This is a genomic window from Caproiciproducens sp. NJN-50, assembly GCF_004103755.1.
GTDB lineage: Bacteria > Bacillota > Clostridia > Oscillospirales > Acutalibacteraceae > Caproicibacter.
The window spans coordinates 1,571,459-1,587,262 of sequence record NZ_CP035283.1; the positions used below are offsets into that span (position 1 = coordinate 1,571,459).

11 protein-coding genes and 3 riboswitches are annotated in these 15,804 nt (G+C 52.6%); of the genes, 8 read left to right on the forward strand and 3 right to left on the reverse strand.

What is annotated here, in order from left to right; all coding sequences use genetic code 11:
* Positions 1 to 40: 40 nt before the first annotated feature.
* Both fusA and tuf read left to right on the forward strand, forming a co-directional pair.
* A complete protein-coding gene (fusA, locus tag EQM14_RS07555) occupies positions 41 to 2,122 on the forward strand; it encodes an elongation factor G (RefSeq protein ID WP_128742372.1) in 2,082 nt (693 codons plus the stop codon).
* Positions 2,123 to 2,221: 99 nt separating this feature from the next.
* Positions 2,222 to 3,424, forward strand: a complete 1,203-nt coding sequence (tuf, locus tag EQM14_RS07560) for an elongation factor Tu (RefSeq protein WP_128742373.1) — start codon at positions 2,222 to 2,224, stop codon at positions 3,422 to 3,424.
* Positions 3,425 to 3,665: 241 nt separating this feature from the next.
* Here the strand turns inward: tuf and EQM14_RS07565 are convergent, their stop codons facing one another.
* The 3 genes from EQM14_RS07565 to EQM14_RS07575 are packed head-to-tail and all read right to left on the reverse strand — an operon-like array spanning position 3,666 to position 8,443.
* A complete protein-coding gene (locus EQM14_RS07565; RefSeq protein WP_128742374.1) occupies positions 3,666 to 4,733 on the reverse strand; it encodes a 6-phosphofructokinase in 1,068 nt (355 codons plus the stop codon).
* A gap of 18 nt (positions 4,734 to 4,751) precedes the next feature.
* A complete protein-coding gene (locus EQM14_RS07570; protein ID WP_128742375.1) occupies positions 4,752 to 6,869 on the reverse strand; it encodes an RNA degradosome polyphosphate kinase in 2,118 nt (705 codons plus the stop codon).
* Between the two features lie 17 nt (positions 6,870 to 6,886).
* Complete coding sequence (locus EQM14_RS07575) at positions 6,887 to 8,443, reverse strand: Ppx/GppA phosphatase family protein (RefSeq protein WP_128742376.1); 1,557 nt, start codon at positions 8,441 to 8,443, stop codon at positions 6,887 to 6,889.
* Between the two features lie 209 nt (positions 8,444 to 8,652).
* Between EQM14_RS07575 and EQM14_RS07580 the strand changes: the two genes are divergently transcribed.
* The 6 genes from EQM14_RS07580 (at position 8,653) to EQM14_RS07605 (ending at position 15,750) form a co-directional block, all read left to right on the forward strand.
* Positions 8,653 to 9,891, forward strand: a complete 1,239-nt coding sequence (locus EQM14_RS07580) for a CapA family protein (protein ID WP_164919006.1) — start codon at positions 8,653 to 8,655, stop codon at positions 9,889 to 9,891.
* Positions 9,892 to 9,929: 38 nt separating this feature from the next.
* Positions 9,930 to 10,061: riboswitch (FMN riboswitch) on the forward strand.
* 114 nt (positions 10,062 to 10,175) lie between these two features.
* A riboswitch (FMN riboswitch) is annotated at positions 10,176 to 10,314 on the forward strand.
* 4 nt (positions 10,315 to 10,318) lie between these two features.
* A complete protein-coding gene (locus EQM14_RS07585; RefSeq protein ID WP_128742378.1) occupies positions 10,319 to 10,957 on the forward strand; it encodes an ECF transporter S component in 639 nt (212 codons plus the stop codon).
* A gap of 89 nt (positions 10,958 to 11,046) precedes the next feature.
* A riboswitch (SAM riboswitch) is annotated at positions 11,047 to 11,147 on the forward strand.
* A gap of 86 nt (positions 11,148 to 11,233) precedes the next feature.
* Positions 11,234 to 12,418 (forward strand): methionine adenosyltransferase, encoded by a 1,185-nt coding sequence (gene metK, locus EQM14_RS07590; RefSeq protein WP_128742379.1) that lies wholly within the window; start codon positions 11,234 to 11,236, stop codon positions 12,416 to 12,418.
* 48 nt (positions 12,419 to 12,466) lie between these two features.
* On the forward strand, positions 12,467 to 12,802 hold the full coding sequence (locus tag EQM14_RS07595) for a hypothetical protein (RefSeq protein WP_128742380.1): 336 nt from the start codon (positions 12,467 to 12,469) through the stop codon (positions 12,800 to 12,802).
* A 67-nt stretch (positions 12,803 to 12,869) separates the two neighbouring features.
* A complete protein-coding gene (gene recD2, locus EQM14_RS07600) occupies positions 12,870 to 15,086 on the forward strand; it encodes an SF1B family DNA helicase RecD2 (protein ID WP_128742381.1) in 2,217 nt (738 codons plus the stop codon).
* Complete coding sequence (locus EQM14_RS07605) at positions 15,076 to 15,750, forward strand: ComF family protein (RefSeq protein ID WP_128742382.1); 675 nt, start codon at positions 15,076 to 15,078, stop codon at positions 15,748 to 15,750. Before recD2 ends, EQM14_RS07605 begins: the two co-directional genes overlap by 11 nt.
* Positions 15,751 to 15,804: the final 54 nt, after the last annotated feature.

Consider the following 15,804-nt stretch of genomic DNA (forward strand, 5'->3'; position numbering starts at 1 on the left):
TGGCCGGACCGCACATTTTCAGTATATTTAGGAGGAAATTATGCCAAGGCAGGTACCACTTGAATTAACCCGTAATATCGGCATCATGGCTCATATCGATGCCGGTAAGACAACCACTACCGAACGCATCCTGTATTACACCGGCATCAATCATAAAATGGGCGAAGTACACGACGGAGCCGCCACAATGGACTGGATGGTGCAGGAGCAGGAGCGGGGCATTACCATCACTTCCGCCGCCACGACCTGCTTTTGGAAAGGCCATCGGATCAATATTATCGACACTCCGGGTCACGTGGATTTCACGGTCGAAGTGGAGCGCGCCCTGCGCGTTCTTGACGGCGCGGTAGCGGTATATGATGCAAAGGGCGGCGTGGAGCCACAGTCGGAGACGGTCTGGCGTCAGGCGGAACAGTTCAGTGTTCCGCGCATGGCTTACGTCAATAAAATGGATATCATGGGCGCGGACTTTTTCCGCACCATCCAGATGATGAGGGACCGCCTGAAATGCAATGCTGTCCCGATTCAGCTCCCGATTGGCAGCGAGGATACTTTTAAAGGGATTATCGACCTGATCGACATGAGAGCCGACGTCTATTACGACGAAATGGGCAAGGATATGGAGGTCGAGGATATTCCCGAGGACATGAAGGAACTCGCTGAAAAATATCATTCAGAGCTTCTCGAGGCGGTTGCCGAACAGGATGATGTCCTGATGGAAAAATACCTGAACGGCGAGGAGCTGACGAAGGAAGAAATCAACAAAGTGATCCGCAAGGCGACCATCGCCAACAAATTCGTGCCTGTCACCTGCGGAACTTCATACCGGAACAAGGGCGTGCAGAAACTTCTTGACGCAATTATCGCCTATCTGCCGGCGCCAACCGACGTCCCCGCAATCCGCGGCACGAATCCGGATACCGGAGAGGAAGAGGATTGCCATGCGACCGACGACGAACCGTTTGCGGCTCTTGCCTTCAAGATTGCAACGGACCCCTTTGTCGGCAAGCTGGCATTTTTCCGCGTTTATTCCGGCAAACTGGACGCCGGTTCCACCGTTTACAATTCCGCGAAGGACAACAACGAGAGAATGGGCCGCATTTTGCAGATGCACGCGAATCACCGGCAGGACCTTGAAACGGTTTACGCAGGCGATATTGCGGCGGCCGTCGGTTTGAAAAACACCACGACCGGCGACACTCTCTGCGATCCCAAGCGCAAGATCGTCCTGGAATCCATGGAGTTCCCGGATCCTGTGATCCGCGTCGCCATTGAGCCGAAGACCAAGGCCGGTCAGGAAAAGATGGGTATTGCCCTTTCCAAACTGGCGGAGGAAGATCCGACGTTCAAAGCCTATACGGATGAGGAAACCGGCCAGACCATCATCGCAGGAATGGGCGAGCTGCATCTGGAGATCATAGTCGATCGTTTGCTCCGCGAGTTCCACGTTGAGGCCAATGTCGGCAAACCGCAGGTCGCTTATAAGGAAACGATCCGGCGCCTTGCCGATGTTGAAACAAAGTACGCAAGACAGTCCGGCGGTCACGGTCAGTATGGTCATGTCAAGATCAAACTGGAACCGAATCCCGGCAAAGGGTATGAGTTTGTCAATGCCGTCACCGGCGGCGCGATTCCGAAGGAATTCATCCCAGCGGTCGACCAGGGAATCCAGGGAGCCATGCTGTCCGGCGTTATGGCCGGGTATCCGGTTGTGGACGCCAAGGTGACGCTGTACGACGGCTCTTTCCATGAAGTCGACTCCTCTGAGCTCGCTTTCAAAATTGCCGGTTCGATGGCCTTTAAGGAAGCGATGACGAAAGCCGACCCGGTCATCCTGGAACCGATCATGAAAGTCAACGTCACGGTTCCGGAGGACTATATGGGCGACGTGATGGGCGACCTTAACTCCCGCCGCGGCATGATTGAAGGCATGGATGCGATTCCGGGTGCGCAGCAGATTCGTGCGATGGTTCCGCTTTCCGAAATGTTCGGTTATGCGACGGATCTTCGCTCCAGGACGCAGGGGCGCGGACAGTATGTCATGGAACCGGGAAACTACGCCGAAGTCCCGAAAAACATTTCTGAGAAGATCGTTACTTCGCGCAGCAAAAAATCGGAATAACCAGTAAAATGTGCTTGCTTTTTAGCATCTTTATTGCTAGAATGTTAAGCATAATGAAAATTTTTATTGAGTTCAGATAAATAAAAAGGAGGATCTCCAATGGCAAAAGCAAAATTTGACAGGTCGAAACCTCATGTTAACATTGGCACCATCGGTCATGTCGACCACGGCAAGACCACACTGACTGCGGCTATCACGAAGGTTCTTAACTTCAAGGGTGAAGCCGATTTTGTCGACTATGCAAATATCGATAAGGCTCCGGAAGAAAGAGCCCGCGGCATTACCATTAATACGGCGCATGTCGAGTATCAGACGGAAGCTCGTCACTATGCCCATGTCGACTGCCCCGGCCATGCCGACTACGTGAAGAACATGATTACCGGTGCCGCTCAGATGGACGGCGCGATTCTGGTTGTTTCCGCCGCAGACGGCCCGATGCCCCAGACCCGTGAGCATATTCTGCTTGCCCGTCAGGTTGGCGTGCCTTATATTGTTGTCTATATGAACAAAGTCGATCAGGTCGACGACGAGGAACTGTTGGACCTGGTTGAGATGGAAATTCGCGACCTGTTGAATGAATATGAATTTCCGGGCGACGACACTCCGATTATTCGCGGCTCGGCTCTGAAGGCTTTGGAGAGCACATCCACCGATCCGGATGCTCCGGAATATAAATCCATTTGGGAACTGATGGATGCGGTTGACAAGTTCATCCCGACACCGGAACGCAAAGCGGACCTGCCTTTCCTGATGCCGATCGAAGACGTTATGACCATCAGCGGCCGCGGCACCGTTGCGACGGGCAGAGTGGAGCGCGGCAGGGCTAAAATCGGCGAAGAAGTCGAAATCATCGGCCTCTCTCCGGAAAAGAAAAAGTCTGTTATTACGGGCCTTGAAATGTTCCGCAAATCCCTTGATTTTGCCGAGGCCGGCGACAACATCGGCATGCTTCTCCGCGGTATCCAGAGAGAAGAGATCGAGCGCGGCCAGGTCATTGCAAAGCCGGGCAGTGTGCATCCTCATACCAAATTTGTCGGCCAGGTTTACGTTCTGACCAAGGATGAAGGCGGCCGTCATACACCGTTCTTCAATAATTACCGTCCTCAGTTCTATTTCCGCACCACGGATGTTACCGGCACCATCGACCTTCCGGAAGGAACGGAAATGTGCATGCCGGGCGATAACGTCCAGATAACAGTAGAGCTGATTACGCCGATCGCAATGGAAGAAGGACTCCGCTTCGCTATCCGCGAGGGCGGCCATACGGTTGGTTCCGGCGTTGTTTCCAAGATCATTGAGTAATTTGCGGCTGCGGCCGTATCTGGCTGGGCCGGTGAAGATTTCTTCACCGGCCCAGCTTTTTGCGTCAAAGCGGAAATAGCTCTTTTCGGGCGCGGTCTCCATGCGGACCGGGCCTGCGCGCGTTTTTTTCGCTTCCCTCGTGCGCCCTGATGTGAGCGGCGGATTCGGATCCGCGACGCCCACGTCGTAGCCGCCGCAGGCGCTTCCGGACCGGACGGTCCGCGGAAAGGGGCTATGCCCCTCAATATCCGAAACTGATTCCGATGTTCTGCGCGGTCTTAATCAGATCGCAGTCCTGCGGAACAGATTTTAATTTTCCGGCGACGTTCTCCAGCGGGACGGAAACGATGGAATCATTTTTCAAGGACACCATGCAGCCGTATTTTTCTTTTATAATCAGATCCGCCGCCGCTGCGCCAAACCGGGTGGCAAGAATCCGGTCATACGGGCAAGGGCTTCCGCCCCGCTGAAAATGTCCGGGAACGGTGACCCGCGTTTCATGTCCTGTCATTTTCTCGATTTCGTCAGCCAACCGATAGGAGATAGAGGGATGAGACATTTTAGCGCGCTCTGCTTTAAACTGCTTTTTGCTGAGCCTGGACTCATCTGTTGAGACAGCTCCTTCTGCAACGGCCAAAATGGAAAAGCGTTTTCCCTGCCGGCTTCTTCCGCGCAGCGATTCCGCCACGCAGTCAATGTTATAAGGAATTTCCGGAAGCAGAATGACGTCGGCTCCGCCTGCGATTCCTGCATGAAGCGTCAGCCATCCGGCCTTGTGCCCCATGACCTCGACAATAAAAACGCGGCTGTGGGAGGTCGCCGTGGTGTGGATGCAGTCGATGACGTAGGCCGCGTTTTCAACCGCGCTTTGGAACCCAAAGCTCATGTCCGTCCCCCAAAGATCGTTGTCGATCGTCTTTGGCAATGTGACGATGTTCAATCCTTCCTCCCGCAGCAGGTTGGCGGTTTTATGGGTTCCGTTTCCTCCAAGGATCACAAGGCAGTCGAGTCCCCAGTTGTTATAGTTGCTTTTCATATTTTTGACCTGGTCCTCGCTTCCGGAGCGAATCTGCTTAAACGGCTGCCTGGATGTCCCAAGCACAGTGCCTCCCAACGTAAGGATACCGGAGAAATCATCCGCGGCCATCCGCCGGCAATTCCCTTCAATCAGACCGCGGTATCCGTCCTGAATGCCGATTATTTCGACGCTGGCACCCATGCGGGCATAGAGCGATTTTGCGATTCCTCGCAACGCCGCGTTTAATCCCTGACAATCTCCGCCGCTTGTCAAAAGCCCTATTTTTTTCATATCCGGATCCTTTCTCGTTCAGGTATTGCGAAACAGTTCCTCGGGACCTTGAGAAAAAATTGAAGCCTCCCCCTGCATGCAATCTTTTGCATATTGCTGAGCGATCTTTGTAAATTCCTCCTGGCAGTTAAGCGGTGTTTTTCCTCTGCGGTCCACCCTGAAATAAGTCCCGTCGCTGTTCATTTCTCTCGCGTTTTCATTATCCTTCAGCATCAGATCAACCGCCTGCATGATCCTGCGGCGCAGCTGCCCGTCCTCCACCGGAAAAACAAGCTCCACCCGCCGGTCCAGGTTGCGCTGCATCCAGTCAGCGCTTCCCAGAAAGACCTTTGTGTTTCCTGCGTTTTCAAACGTAAAAATTCGGCTGTGCTCCAACAATCTTCCGACAATGCTTCTGACAGTTATGTTTTCGCTGTACCCTTCTTTTCCCGGAATCAGGCAGCAGATTCCCCGGACGATCAGCCGGACCGGGACGCCGGCTCCGGAGGCCTGATAGAGAAGGGCGATGATTTCCGGGTCCACCAGCGAGTTCACTTTGGCGGTGATTCCGCACGGCAGATTCTTTTTTGCGTTTTCCATCTCATTCCGGATCATTCTGAAGAAAAAGGAGCGCAGGCCGCTCGGCGCCACAATAAAACGGTTATATTCCGGAGGATGGGAGTAACCGGTCAGGACGTTGAACAGGGAGGAAGCGTCAATTCCATACGGTTCCCGGCATGTGAAAAGCCCGATATCCGTATACACCTTTGCCGTTGAGTCATTGTAGTTGCCGGTCGCCAGATGGACATATCTCCGGATCCCATCCTCGTCGCGCCGCACCACCAGCAGAATTTTGCAGTGCGTTTTCAGACCGCTCAAACCGTAGATGACATGACATCCGGCCTCTTCCAGCTTTTTTGCCCACATGATATTGTTTTCTTCATCGAACCGGGCTTTCAGTTCCACCAGGACAGTGACCTGCTTCCCGTTTTCCGCCGCGCGGATCAGTGCGGCGACGATGGGGGAATGCCCGCTCACGCGGTACAGCGTCTGCTTGATTGCGAGAACATTTTCGTCTTCCGCAGCCGTGCGGACAAAGTCAATGACGGTTTCAAAGCTCTCGTACGGATGGTGGACCATGCGGTCGCGTTCCCGGATTGCCTTGAAAATATCATCACATTCCACAAAGTCTCCAGGGGGGTAAATGGGCCGCATGGGGTGGTAACACAACTGTTCATAGCGCGGCAAAGTGGCAAACGCGGAGCAAAAAGTAAGATCCAGAGGACCCGGAATTTCGTAAATCTGATGATCCTCGATTTCAAGCATTTCTCTCAAGAACAGCTCGGTCTCCTGATCATGGCCGCGCGAAAGCTCCAGGCGCACGGGCTTTCCGCGTTTGCGCTTTTTAATGAATTTTTGTATTTCGATCAGAAGATCCTCGGTGTCTTCGTCAATGTCGAGATCGGAACTTCTGGTGATGCGGAATGTACTGGCGGAACGGATTTCATTCAGTTCAAACAGCTCGCCGAGCTTATGGATGATGATATTTTCCAGAAGAATATAATCGCTTCCGTTTCCCGACGGGATGCTGATGAAGCGGGACAGGATTCCGGGAACCTGAACAACTGCAAAATAGGATTCCTCCTTTCCCTTCAGGCGAACGGCAATGTTCAGACTGCGGTTTGCAAGCAAGGGGAACGGGCGGCTTCGGTCCACTGCCAGCGGAGTCAGAACAGGGAACAGAATGCGGTCGAAATATTCGGAGACATATTTTTCCTGTTCTTCGCTCAGTTCCTCCGGCTTCAAAAACCGGATCCCTCTTTTTTTCAAAGCAGGCACAACGGAGCGGGTATAACAGGAATATTGCCGTTCGGCAAAACCGTGGATTTTCTGTGATAAGATGGGAAGCAGCTCGATGGGTGACAGACCGGAATGGTCGCGGCCGAAATAGTGAGAATCCACCTGTTCTTCCACTCCGGCGACCCGCACCATGAAAAACTCGTCCAGATTGGAAGCCGTAATTCCCAAAAACCTCATCCGCTCCATGATCGGATTTTCCTTCCGAAATGCCTCTTCCAGGACGCGGTAATTAAAATCTATCCAGCTCAGTTCCCGGTTGATGTAGGGAATCGCCGGTTTTTCGTCTTTCTCGTTCAATTGTATCACAACCTTTTTTACAGCAGGTTAGACTTTATCGTCAGTTCCGGGTTATAGCCGAACACTTCTTTAAAATAAGGAGCACACTGGTCAAATGCCCACTGTTCCAAATACAGATTAGCGTCGCTCTGGGAAGAAATGGTCAGCAGATCTTTTTCCAGCCGGACTTTAAGGTCGGTCAGCTTTTGTTTTTGCGATTTGTCGAGCGAGTTTGCCAGGCGGAAAATTGCGACGAGCTTGGAAACGATCAATCTGTTTTTTTCATTCAGCGAAGCAAACGCGGCGTTGCTGTGATTCGGAATATCGTACTCGTTATAACGCGCCACAAAAGCCGTCAGAAGCATTTCTTCATCCGTAAGGCCGTAGATGTCTGTGTCCTTGATCAAGTCGTACGAGCTTTGCAAATGCCGCTTGGCGGTGACGTAATGCCCGCAGTCGTGAAGAATGGCGGCCAGCTCCAGCAGCAGACGTTCCCTTCGCCCCAGGCCGTGGGCCCCTTTCATTTTATCAAAGATCTTGCAGGAAAATTCCCGGACGCATTCCGTGTGCGTGCGGCTGCAGTGGTAGGAATCCGCGATTTTCCCGGCACAGGAAATCGCGCTGACGCGCACATGGTCCAGATACTGAGCGGAGCTTTTGGGAATCAGCATCTGACGGATCAATGCGTCCCAGAGCTCCACTTCAGGGGACAGGATCGTTGTGGACGCAGTAAAGCGAAGGAGCCGGATGGCAATTGCCAGAGAAGAATACAGCAGCTCGGCTGTTTCTTCGGAAAGGTTGTATTTGCGGCCGATGCGGTCCTGCGGCATTTTCCTGATTTGTTCAAAGAGTTCCTTAATTCGAAAGGAATCCAGCTCGTACCTCCCGTCCTTCAGTTCAATACCGCAAATTTTCGCAATCAGGCGGACCCCGCTGCCGGTCAAAACAAGATTGCCCGCCTTTCCGCTTTCCAGAGGAACATGGATATGCCACAGGATGGAATCCAGATATTCCTCAACAACGGTGGAAAAATCATCCGTCGCATTTTGGATATTTCCGAGCATATCGTGGAGTTTCAGCGATCCCATCGGAATATTCTGCGAAAAAATCATTTGTTTTCCATCATAGACGGAGAAACCGATCGTTCCGGCCCCGATATGGCAGATCAGCGCGCTCTCGCCTTTCGTTTTTTCCATCCTGCTATTCATGTAATTTAAGATTTCCCAGTAAATCAGAGTTTTTTCCTGATCATCCTCCAGAACCTCGACCTGAATCCCGTTTTGTATCTTCAGCTGGTCGATGATGAATGAGCGGTTTTCCGCCTCCCGCAAAGCCGTGGTGGCGACGGTTCTGCAGTCTGTTACGCCATATCCGGTCAGAACGTCCTCGTAGCCGTGCAGAAGGGAAGAAAGTTCGCGAAGGCTTTCAAAACTGATTTTTCCGTCGGTAAAAACCTCGTGTCCCAGGCGAAGCGGGTATTCGAGGAGATCGATATTTTCGATCTTGCCCTTTTTCAGCTGTGAGATTCTCATTTTCAAGGCATTGGAATCAATGTCAATGACAGCCGCGAGCCTGGGATTCTTTTTCCTGTTCAAAGAATTCTCTCCCTTCCACTCCGTAAGATTTATATATTATTAGGATAACAAGTTTTTATTCTGATTTCCACCTTTTTACATAGATTTTACATAAACTAAATCAGGCCGTCTTTCCTTCCATCCGGTTTCAGGATGAGATGATTTTCCGTTTCGTGTGTGATATACTGGATTCATGCAAAAGGAATGCCGAAAAGAAAGGTTTACGAATTATGAAAAAAAGACACCATTCCGCCTTCCGGCGGACGGCAGTGATCTCTGCCGCGATCATTTTCTGCGGTGTGATCGCAGCCGCAGCGGCGTTTTACCACGGACAGATCCCCGGCTTGAATCAAAGCCAAACGTCCTCGTCCGCTTTGCCGTCTTCTTCACAGACAAAGACGCCTTCTTCCTCAAAATCTGTCCCGAAACCTGTTTCCATCACTATTCTTGGCGCGGGGGATGATTTGATACACAGCACTATTTACAATCGCGCAAAAAAGCTGGCGGGCGGGAAGGGCTACGATTTCGACCCGATGTATGAACGTGTGGCCGGAAGAATTCAAACCGCCGATATTGCGGTCGTCAACCAGGAAAGTATCCTGGCCTCAAAGGTGGCGCCGATCTCGGGATATCCCCTTTTCAATTCTCCGACCGAAGTGGGGGACGAGCTGGTTCACCTCGGCTTTGACGTAATCAATCAGGCAAACAACCACGTTTTGGATATGGGACAAAAAGGAATCAAGGCGGCGCTCGACTACTGGGACACTCAGCCGGTCACAGCCATCGGGGCGTATCGGAACGACGCCGACCTTCAAAATATTCGGATTGTGGAGTCAAAGGGAATTAAGACCGCGCAGATCGGGATCACGGAAATGACAAACGGTCTGTATTTGCCGAAAGATTCGGATTACCGCATCGTCTACGCAAGTGATACCGAACTGATTAAAAGCCTGATCCAAAAGGCAAAAAGCATGGCTGACGTCGTCGTGATTTCTGTTCACTGGGGAACCGAGGATACCTACACACTGACGGATCAGCAGAAGAAACTTGCGCAGGAAATGGTCGACTGGGGCGCGGATATCATTTTCGGAAATCATCCGCACGTGGTGCAGCAGCTCACTTTGTTGACAAGGGCGTCCGACGGCGCGAAATGTCCTGTGATTTTTGCTTTCGGGAATTTCATTTCCGGCCAGCTTTACGGAAGAAATATGGTAAGCGGTCTGTTGACCGTTACGATGACTAAAAATTTTGAAACTGGGAAAACCGTTTATTCCGGCATGAAATTTGAACCGATCGTAACCCATTATGAAACCAGCTTTGCAAACCTTTCCATTTACCCGTTGAGCGAATATTCGGAAACGCTTGCAAGCAAGCATGGTGTTCGGAAGAGGACGCCCGAATTCAGCATGCGGTTTATCCAGGACATCATTGACCAAAACATTCCCAAAGAGTATCAGGCAGAGTCTTGACAGAACTTCCGAACTGTGTTATACTTCTGACAATTGAATAAGTTCTTCGGGGCGGGGTGCAATTCCCCACCGGCGGTAAAGCGGTGAGAGCCGATAAGCCCGCGAGCGGAAACGCAGATTTTGGTTTGATTCCAAAGCCGACGGTAAAGTCCGGATGAAAGAAGAAAAACAGACGATTTTTTGTGCTGTTATGCCGTCCCGCATTTTTGCGGGACTTTTTTTGTTCAATCCGTTGATTCCTGCCTCAAAGGATTATTGAAGCCTTTTTTGGCATAGATCAAAATAAACAGTTTCAGGAGAGGGTGCAATTCCCCACCGGCGGTAAAACGGCGAACAGCCGGCGAGCCCGCGAGCGGCATATCAGCCGCGGATTTTGGTTTGATTCCGAAGCCGACGGTAGAGTCCGGATGAAAGAAGAGGAGCAAAAATGACAAATAATTATGAAAAAGCCGGCAAACGCCAGAGACTAAAATTTGACGCCAGAAACATCGCACAGATTGGGGTTCTGTCCGGAATCGCATTTCTGCTGATGATGTTTGAATTTCCGCTGTGGTTTGCCCCCGCGTTTTACAGGCTGGATTTCAGCGAGCTGCCGGTTTTGATCGGAGGCTTCGCTCTGGGGCCGGTGGCCGGAATCATGATTGAACTGGTGAAGGTGATTTTGTATCTTGTAATCCACGGAAGCTCCACCGCGGGCGTGGGCGACCTTGCCAATTTCCTGATCGGATGCTCGCTGGTTGTCCCCAGCGCAATTCTTTACAAATATCATAAAAGCAGACGCAATGCGGTCATCGGTCTGGTCCTGGGCACTTTGGTGATGATTCTGGTCGGCAGCCTGGTGAATGCTTATGTGCTTCTTCCTGTCTATGCCGTGGCTTACCATATGCCGATGAGCGCACTGATCAGCATGGGCTCCGTCGTCAACCCGTCCATAAAGAACCTGCAGACCTTTATTCTCTTGGCTGTCGCACCGTTTAACCTGTTCAAAGGGGTAACGGTTTCCTGCCTGACGATGCTTCTTTATAAAAGAGTCAGCCCGATCCTGCACCATACCATGGGGAAATGAACGCTGCGGCGGATGGCCGGATCTTTAAGAATATCCCTTTACAAATTCTTTAGCCTGTGCTATACTGTAAAGCATAAAAATTGAATATTTCCTTATCAAGAGTGACGGAGGGAACAGGCCCTGTGATGTCCGGCAACCTGCTTGGAAAAAGCAAGGTGCCAAATCCTGCGGGAAAGCCGAAAGATGAGGTGGATCAGGACCGTCCGGTTTTCTTCCGGTCGGTCCTTTATTTTTTCGCCCGTTCAGGGCGTACTGAAAGAAGTCAGGAGGATATTTATGGCCAGACATTTTTTTACTTCAGAATCCGTAACGGAAGGGCATCCCGATAAAATGTGCGACCAGATCGCGGACGCCGTTTTGGACGCCATTATTGCACAGGACCCGGCCGCGCATGTAGCCTGTGAAGTGACGGCGACGACGGGTATTATTCATGTGATGGGGGAAATTTCAACGACTTGTTATGTCGACATCGCTTCCATCGCCCGCGATGTCGTAAAGGATATCGGATATAATGATCCGGACTGCGGTTTTGACGGAAATACCTGCGGTGTCCTGACTTCCATCGATGTCCAGTCGCCGGACATCGCGATGGGCGTCAACCGTTCCTTTGAAGCTCAGAATGGAGCGACGGATGAAGATGATCTGATCGGAGCCGGGGACCAGGGAATCATGTTCGGGTATGCCTGCGACGAGACGCCGGAATTGATGCCCCTGCCGATCTCGCTGGCGCATAAACTGGCCAGGCGGCTGAGCGAAGTCAGAAAAACCGATCTGGTTCCTTACCTGAGGCCCGATGGAAAAACGCAAGTGACCGTGGAATACGAGGGGGACCGCCCTGTCCGGGTCGACACCGTGGTGGTATCGGCCCAGCACAGCCCTGAAGCAAAGCTGGAACAGATTCGGAGCGATATTCTGAAATACGTCATCCAGTCCGCCATTCCGCAGCATTGGCTGGATGAAAAAACAAAATATTATGTGAATCCGACCGGCCGGTTTGTAGTAGGCGGCCCGGTCGGCGACAGCGGACTGACCGGCAGAAAAATCATCGTAGACACTTACGGCGGATATGCGCGGCACGGCGGCGGCGCTTTTTCCGGAAAGGACCCCACAAAGGTCGACCGGTCCGCCTCCTATGCGGCGCGTTACGTTGCGAAAAATATCGTGGCGGCCGGGATCGCGGGAAAGTGTGAAGTGCAGCTTGCCTATGCGATCGGCGTTGCGCGGCCGGTTTCCATTCGGGTGGACACGTTCGGGACCTCAAGATTTACCGGAGAAGAACTTTCCGGCGCGGTCGAGAAGACTTTCGATTTAAGGCCCGGCGCCATCATCCGCGAATTGGACCTCCGCCGCCCGATTTACCGCGCCGTTTCCAACTATGGACATATGGGCCGTGAAGACCTTGGCGTCTCCTGGGAAAAATGCGACCGCGTGGAAGCACTGAAAAAAGCGCTGAAAAAATAGTCAGTCAAAATTCCACTCCTGCACATAGAATGTGTTGGGGTGGTTTTTATGTTTGAAATTCTTTTCAAAACGCTTTTCGTCCTGTTTGCTATCTTGGGAATCGTGGAGGCATTCCGGATGTTTTTGTTTTGGCTGCTGAAAACGGAAAACCCCGGAAAACTTTATCTTGTTATTTCCATAAGCGGACATGACGAGAACGCCGAGCTGGTCCTCAGAAGCGCCTGCGAACGGATTCGGTGGATTCCGGACGGCAATACGGAACTGATTGTGATTGATCGCGGCATGGATGAAGAGACCAGGCAAATCTGTGAAATGGCATGTCTCGACTTTCCCGAAGTTCACATCTGCCGCGCAAATGAAGTGAGTAAAATCATTCAAGTGTAATTTGCAAATACATAGAGGATCGTTTATACTAATACTATATCATCATAGGGGACAAGAGGGAAGCTGCATGGAGGAAGCAAAGCTTCTGGAAATGACCGGCACCGTGGAGCAGGTCATTTTCCGGAATGAAAAAAACGGATATGCCGTGATCGAGGTCAATGATGGCGAGGAGCTGATAACGGCTGTGGGAAATCTGCCGTTTATCGACGCCGGCGAAGAGCTGCATCTCGTAGGAAACTGGGTTACGAACCAAAACTACGGGGAACAGTTCCGCGTCGAAGCCTTTGAACGCTCGAAACCGGCCAGCGAAGCGGCCATGCTGAAGTATCTCTCATCCGGAGCCGTGAAGGGGGTCGGCCCATCGACGGCGGAAAAGATTGTAAAACTCTTTGGAGGCAACGCGCTGAACGTGATGGAAAATGAACCGGAGCGCCTGTGTGCGGTGCGGGGCATCACAAAGCCCAAGGCGGAGAAAATCAGCGAAGAATTGAAGAGGCTCGGCGGGATAAGAGAGATGATGGTACAGCTTGGGGGTTACGGCATTTCCCCGGCGGAGGCCGTGCGCGTCTGGAAATTTTACGGTGCGCAGTCCATCGACTGTGTCAGGGAAAATCCCTACTGCCTCTGCGAGGACGGAGTGAGCATCCCTTTCGACCGGGCCGACCAAATTGCCGCTTCGCTGGAGAGGCCGCAAGACGATCTCTGCCGGGTCCGGGCGGGGATCCTGCACGTCATCCGGCATAATCTGGGAAACGGACATACCTGTCTGCCGGCGGACAAGCTGACTGCCGCCGCCGCACACCTTCTGGGGGTGGACAAAAGCCTGACCGGCGAGGTCCTGGAGGATCTGAAAGCGGATGCGTCCGTGATTTCCTATGTTTTTCGAGAGAGGGAATTTGTTTTTCTGCCGGACCTGTACCGGTCCGAGTTCTATTCGGCGGAACGGATCAAGATGCTGCTCCGGTTTCCTGCTCCGACGATTACGGGAGTCGACGGCAGAATAGAAGAAGTCGAGCGTGAATTTGGAATCCAGTATGCCGAAGGACAAAAACAGGCCGTGCGGGAAGCCCTGTCCAGAGGAATTCTGATCCTTACGGGCGGGCCGGGGACAGGGAAAACGACGACCCTGAACGCGATCATTCGTCTGCTGGAGCTCAGCGGCGAAAAGGTCCTGCTTGCGGCGCCGACCGGAAGGGCGGCGAAACGCATGTCGGAACTGACGGGAAGGGAGGCAAAAACCATTCATCGCCTGCTGCAGGTGGAATGGGATGAAAACGACCAGCCTGTCTTTGCCAGGAACGAAAAAAATCTTCTCGAGTGCGACGCCCTTGTCATCGACGAACTGTCCATGGTGGACACCGCCCTTTTCGAAGCTCTTTTGCGGGCGCTCCCGCTGGGGCGCAGGCTGATCCTGGTCGGCGACAGTGATCAGCTCCCGTCCGTCGGTCCGGGGAATGTGATCGGCGACCTGATTGGCTCCGGCCTTTTGCCGGTCGTCCAGCTTCGCCAGGTCTTTCGCCAGTCCATGCAAAGCCTGATTGTACGCAATGCCCATCGGATCGTGGCGGGCGAGATGCCGGACCTTGAAATAAGGAACGAGGACTTTTTCTTTTTGCGCTGCGGTGATCCGGCCCGGATCAGCGCGACCGTCGTCGATCTCTGCAAGCGGCGCCTGCCGGAAAGCTACGGCTTTTCCGCGCTGACGGATATTCAGGTCCTTACGCCCTCACGGAAAGGGGAACTTGGGACCCAGGAGCTGAACAAAAAGCTTCAGCAGGTCCTCAATCCTCCGGACAGCCGGAAATCGGAACTCCGCGTGAACGGTTCGATTTTCCGCGTGGGGGACAAGGTCATGCAGATCCGGAACGATTACAATCTGCCATGGACCCGCTCTGACGGCTCTGTCGGCGAGGGAGTCTTTAACGGCGACCTTGGCATCGTTCAGGAAATAGACCGCCGCGTGCCCGTTCTCACGGTCCGCATGGATGACCGCATTGTAGCCTATGAGTCGGAAGCGGCGGCGGAATTGGAGCTTGCCTATGCCATGACGGTACACAAAAGCCAGGGAAATGAATTTCCGGCGGTTGTGATTCCAATGTTCCGGGGCGCCCCGCAGCTGGCCTACCGAAACCTGCTTTACACCGCCGTGACCCGGGCGAAATCCCTGCTGATTCTGGTCGGAACGCCCGAAACCGTCCGCAACATGGTGGAAAACAACCGCAAGACCAGGCGATACACAGGTCTGCTTTATCTTTTAACCGGGGGCGGGGAGGATGAGTCTTAAAAGAATTCTTTTTTTCTGTCTGGAGCTGTTTTTCCCACCGCGCTGTGTCTTTTGCGACAAAATTATTTCGCCGGGTACAAAAATCTGCAAAACATGCGCCGCTGCGATCGCACCGGTCAATGCGCTTCGGTGCATGAATCTTCCCGGTTGCGGACAGAATATTCCTTGCATCGTCCTTTATCCCTACGAATCTCAGGTTCGCGATTCGATCATCCGGTTTAAGTTTTACGGAGAGAAAAAGAATGCGGATTTCTATGCGGAACAGCTCTCCGAACTAGTCAGGAAGCGGATGAAGCCGTCCTCGTTCGATCTGGTGACGGCCGTCCCGATTTCACGGGAACGGAAGCAGGGACGGGGGTATAACCAGTCCGAACTGGTTGCGAGGAAAGTCGCGGATCAGCTTGGGCTATCCTATGAGGAGTGCCTTGAAAAAGTCCGGGACAACCCAGAGCAGCATCTGTTGCCGCGTTTGGAGAGATTGAAGAATGTGGCTGGAGTTTACCGCGCCGACGGGAACAGGATCGCCGGCAAAAGGATTCTGCTGATCGACGATATTGTGACGACGGGTTCCACTCTCTGCGAGTGTGCCGAAGTCCTTCTGAAAACAGGCGCCCGGACCGTTTCATGTGCCGCGGTAGCCCAGGTCGGCAGGATGTCCGGTTGAAATTGAGCGTGATTTATTTTATAATAAGCAAGTGATTGGAGCGCGCATCTGCTT

Excerpts from the sequence above, each read along its gene's own strand:
- fusA (WP_128742372.1), top strand. The coding sequence starts at position 41 with ATGCCAAGGCAGGTACCACTTGAATTAACCCGTAATATCGGCATCATG.
- tuf (WP_128742373.1), top strand. The coding sequence starts at position 2,222 with ATGGCAAAAGCAAAATTTGACAGGTCGAAACCTCATGTTAACATTGGC.
- EQM14_RS07565 (WP_128742374.1), bottom strand. The coding sequence starts at position 4,733 with ATGAAAAAAATAGGGCTTTTGACAAGCGGCGGAGATTGTCAGGGATTA.
- EQM14_RS07580 (WP_164919006.1), top strand. The coding sequence starts at position 8,653 with ATGAAAAAAAGACACCATTCCGCCTTCCGGCGGACGGCAGTGATCTCT.
- EQM14_RS07585 (WP_128742378.1), top strand. The coding sequence starts at position 10,319 with ATGACAAATAATTATGAAAAAGCCGGCAAACGCCAGAGACTAAAATTT.
- metK (WP_128742379.1), top strand. The coding sequence starts at position 11,234 with ATGGCCAGACATTTTTTTACTTCAGAATCCGTAACGGAAGGGCATCCC.
- EQM14_RS07595 (WP_128742380.1), top strand. The coding sequence starts at position 12,467 with ATGTTTGAAATTCTTTTCAAAACGCTTTTCGTCCTGTTTGCTATCTTG.
- recD2 (WP_128742381.1), top strand. The coding sequence starts at position 12,870 with ATGGAGGAAGCAAAGCTTCTGGAAATGACCGGCACCGTGGAGCAGGTC.
- EQM14_RS07605 (WP_128742382.1), top strand. The coding sequence starts at position 15,076 with ATGAGTCTTAAAAGAATTCTTTTTTTCTGTCTGGAGCTGTTTTTCCCA.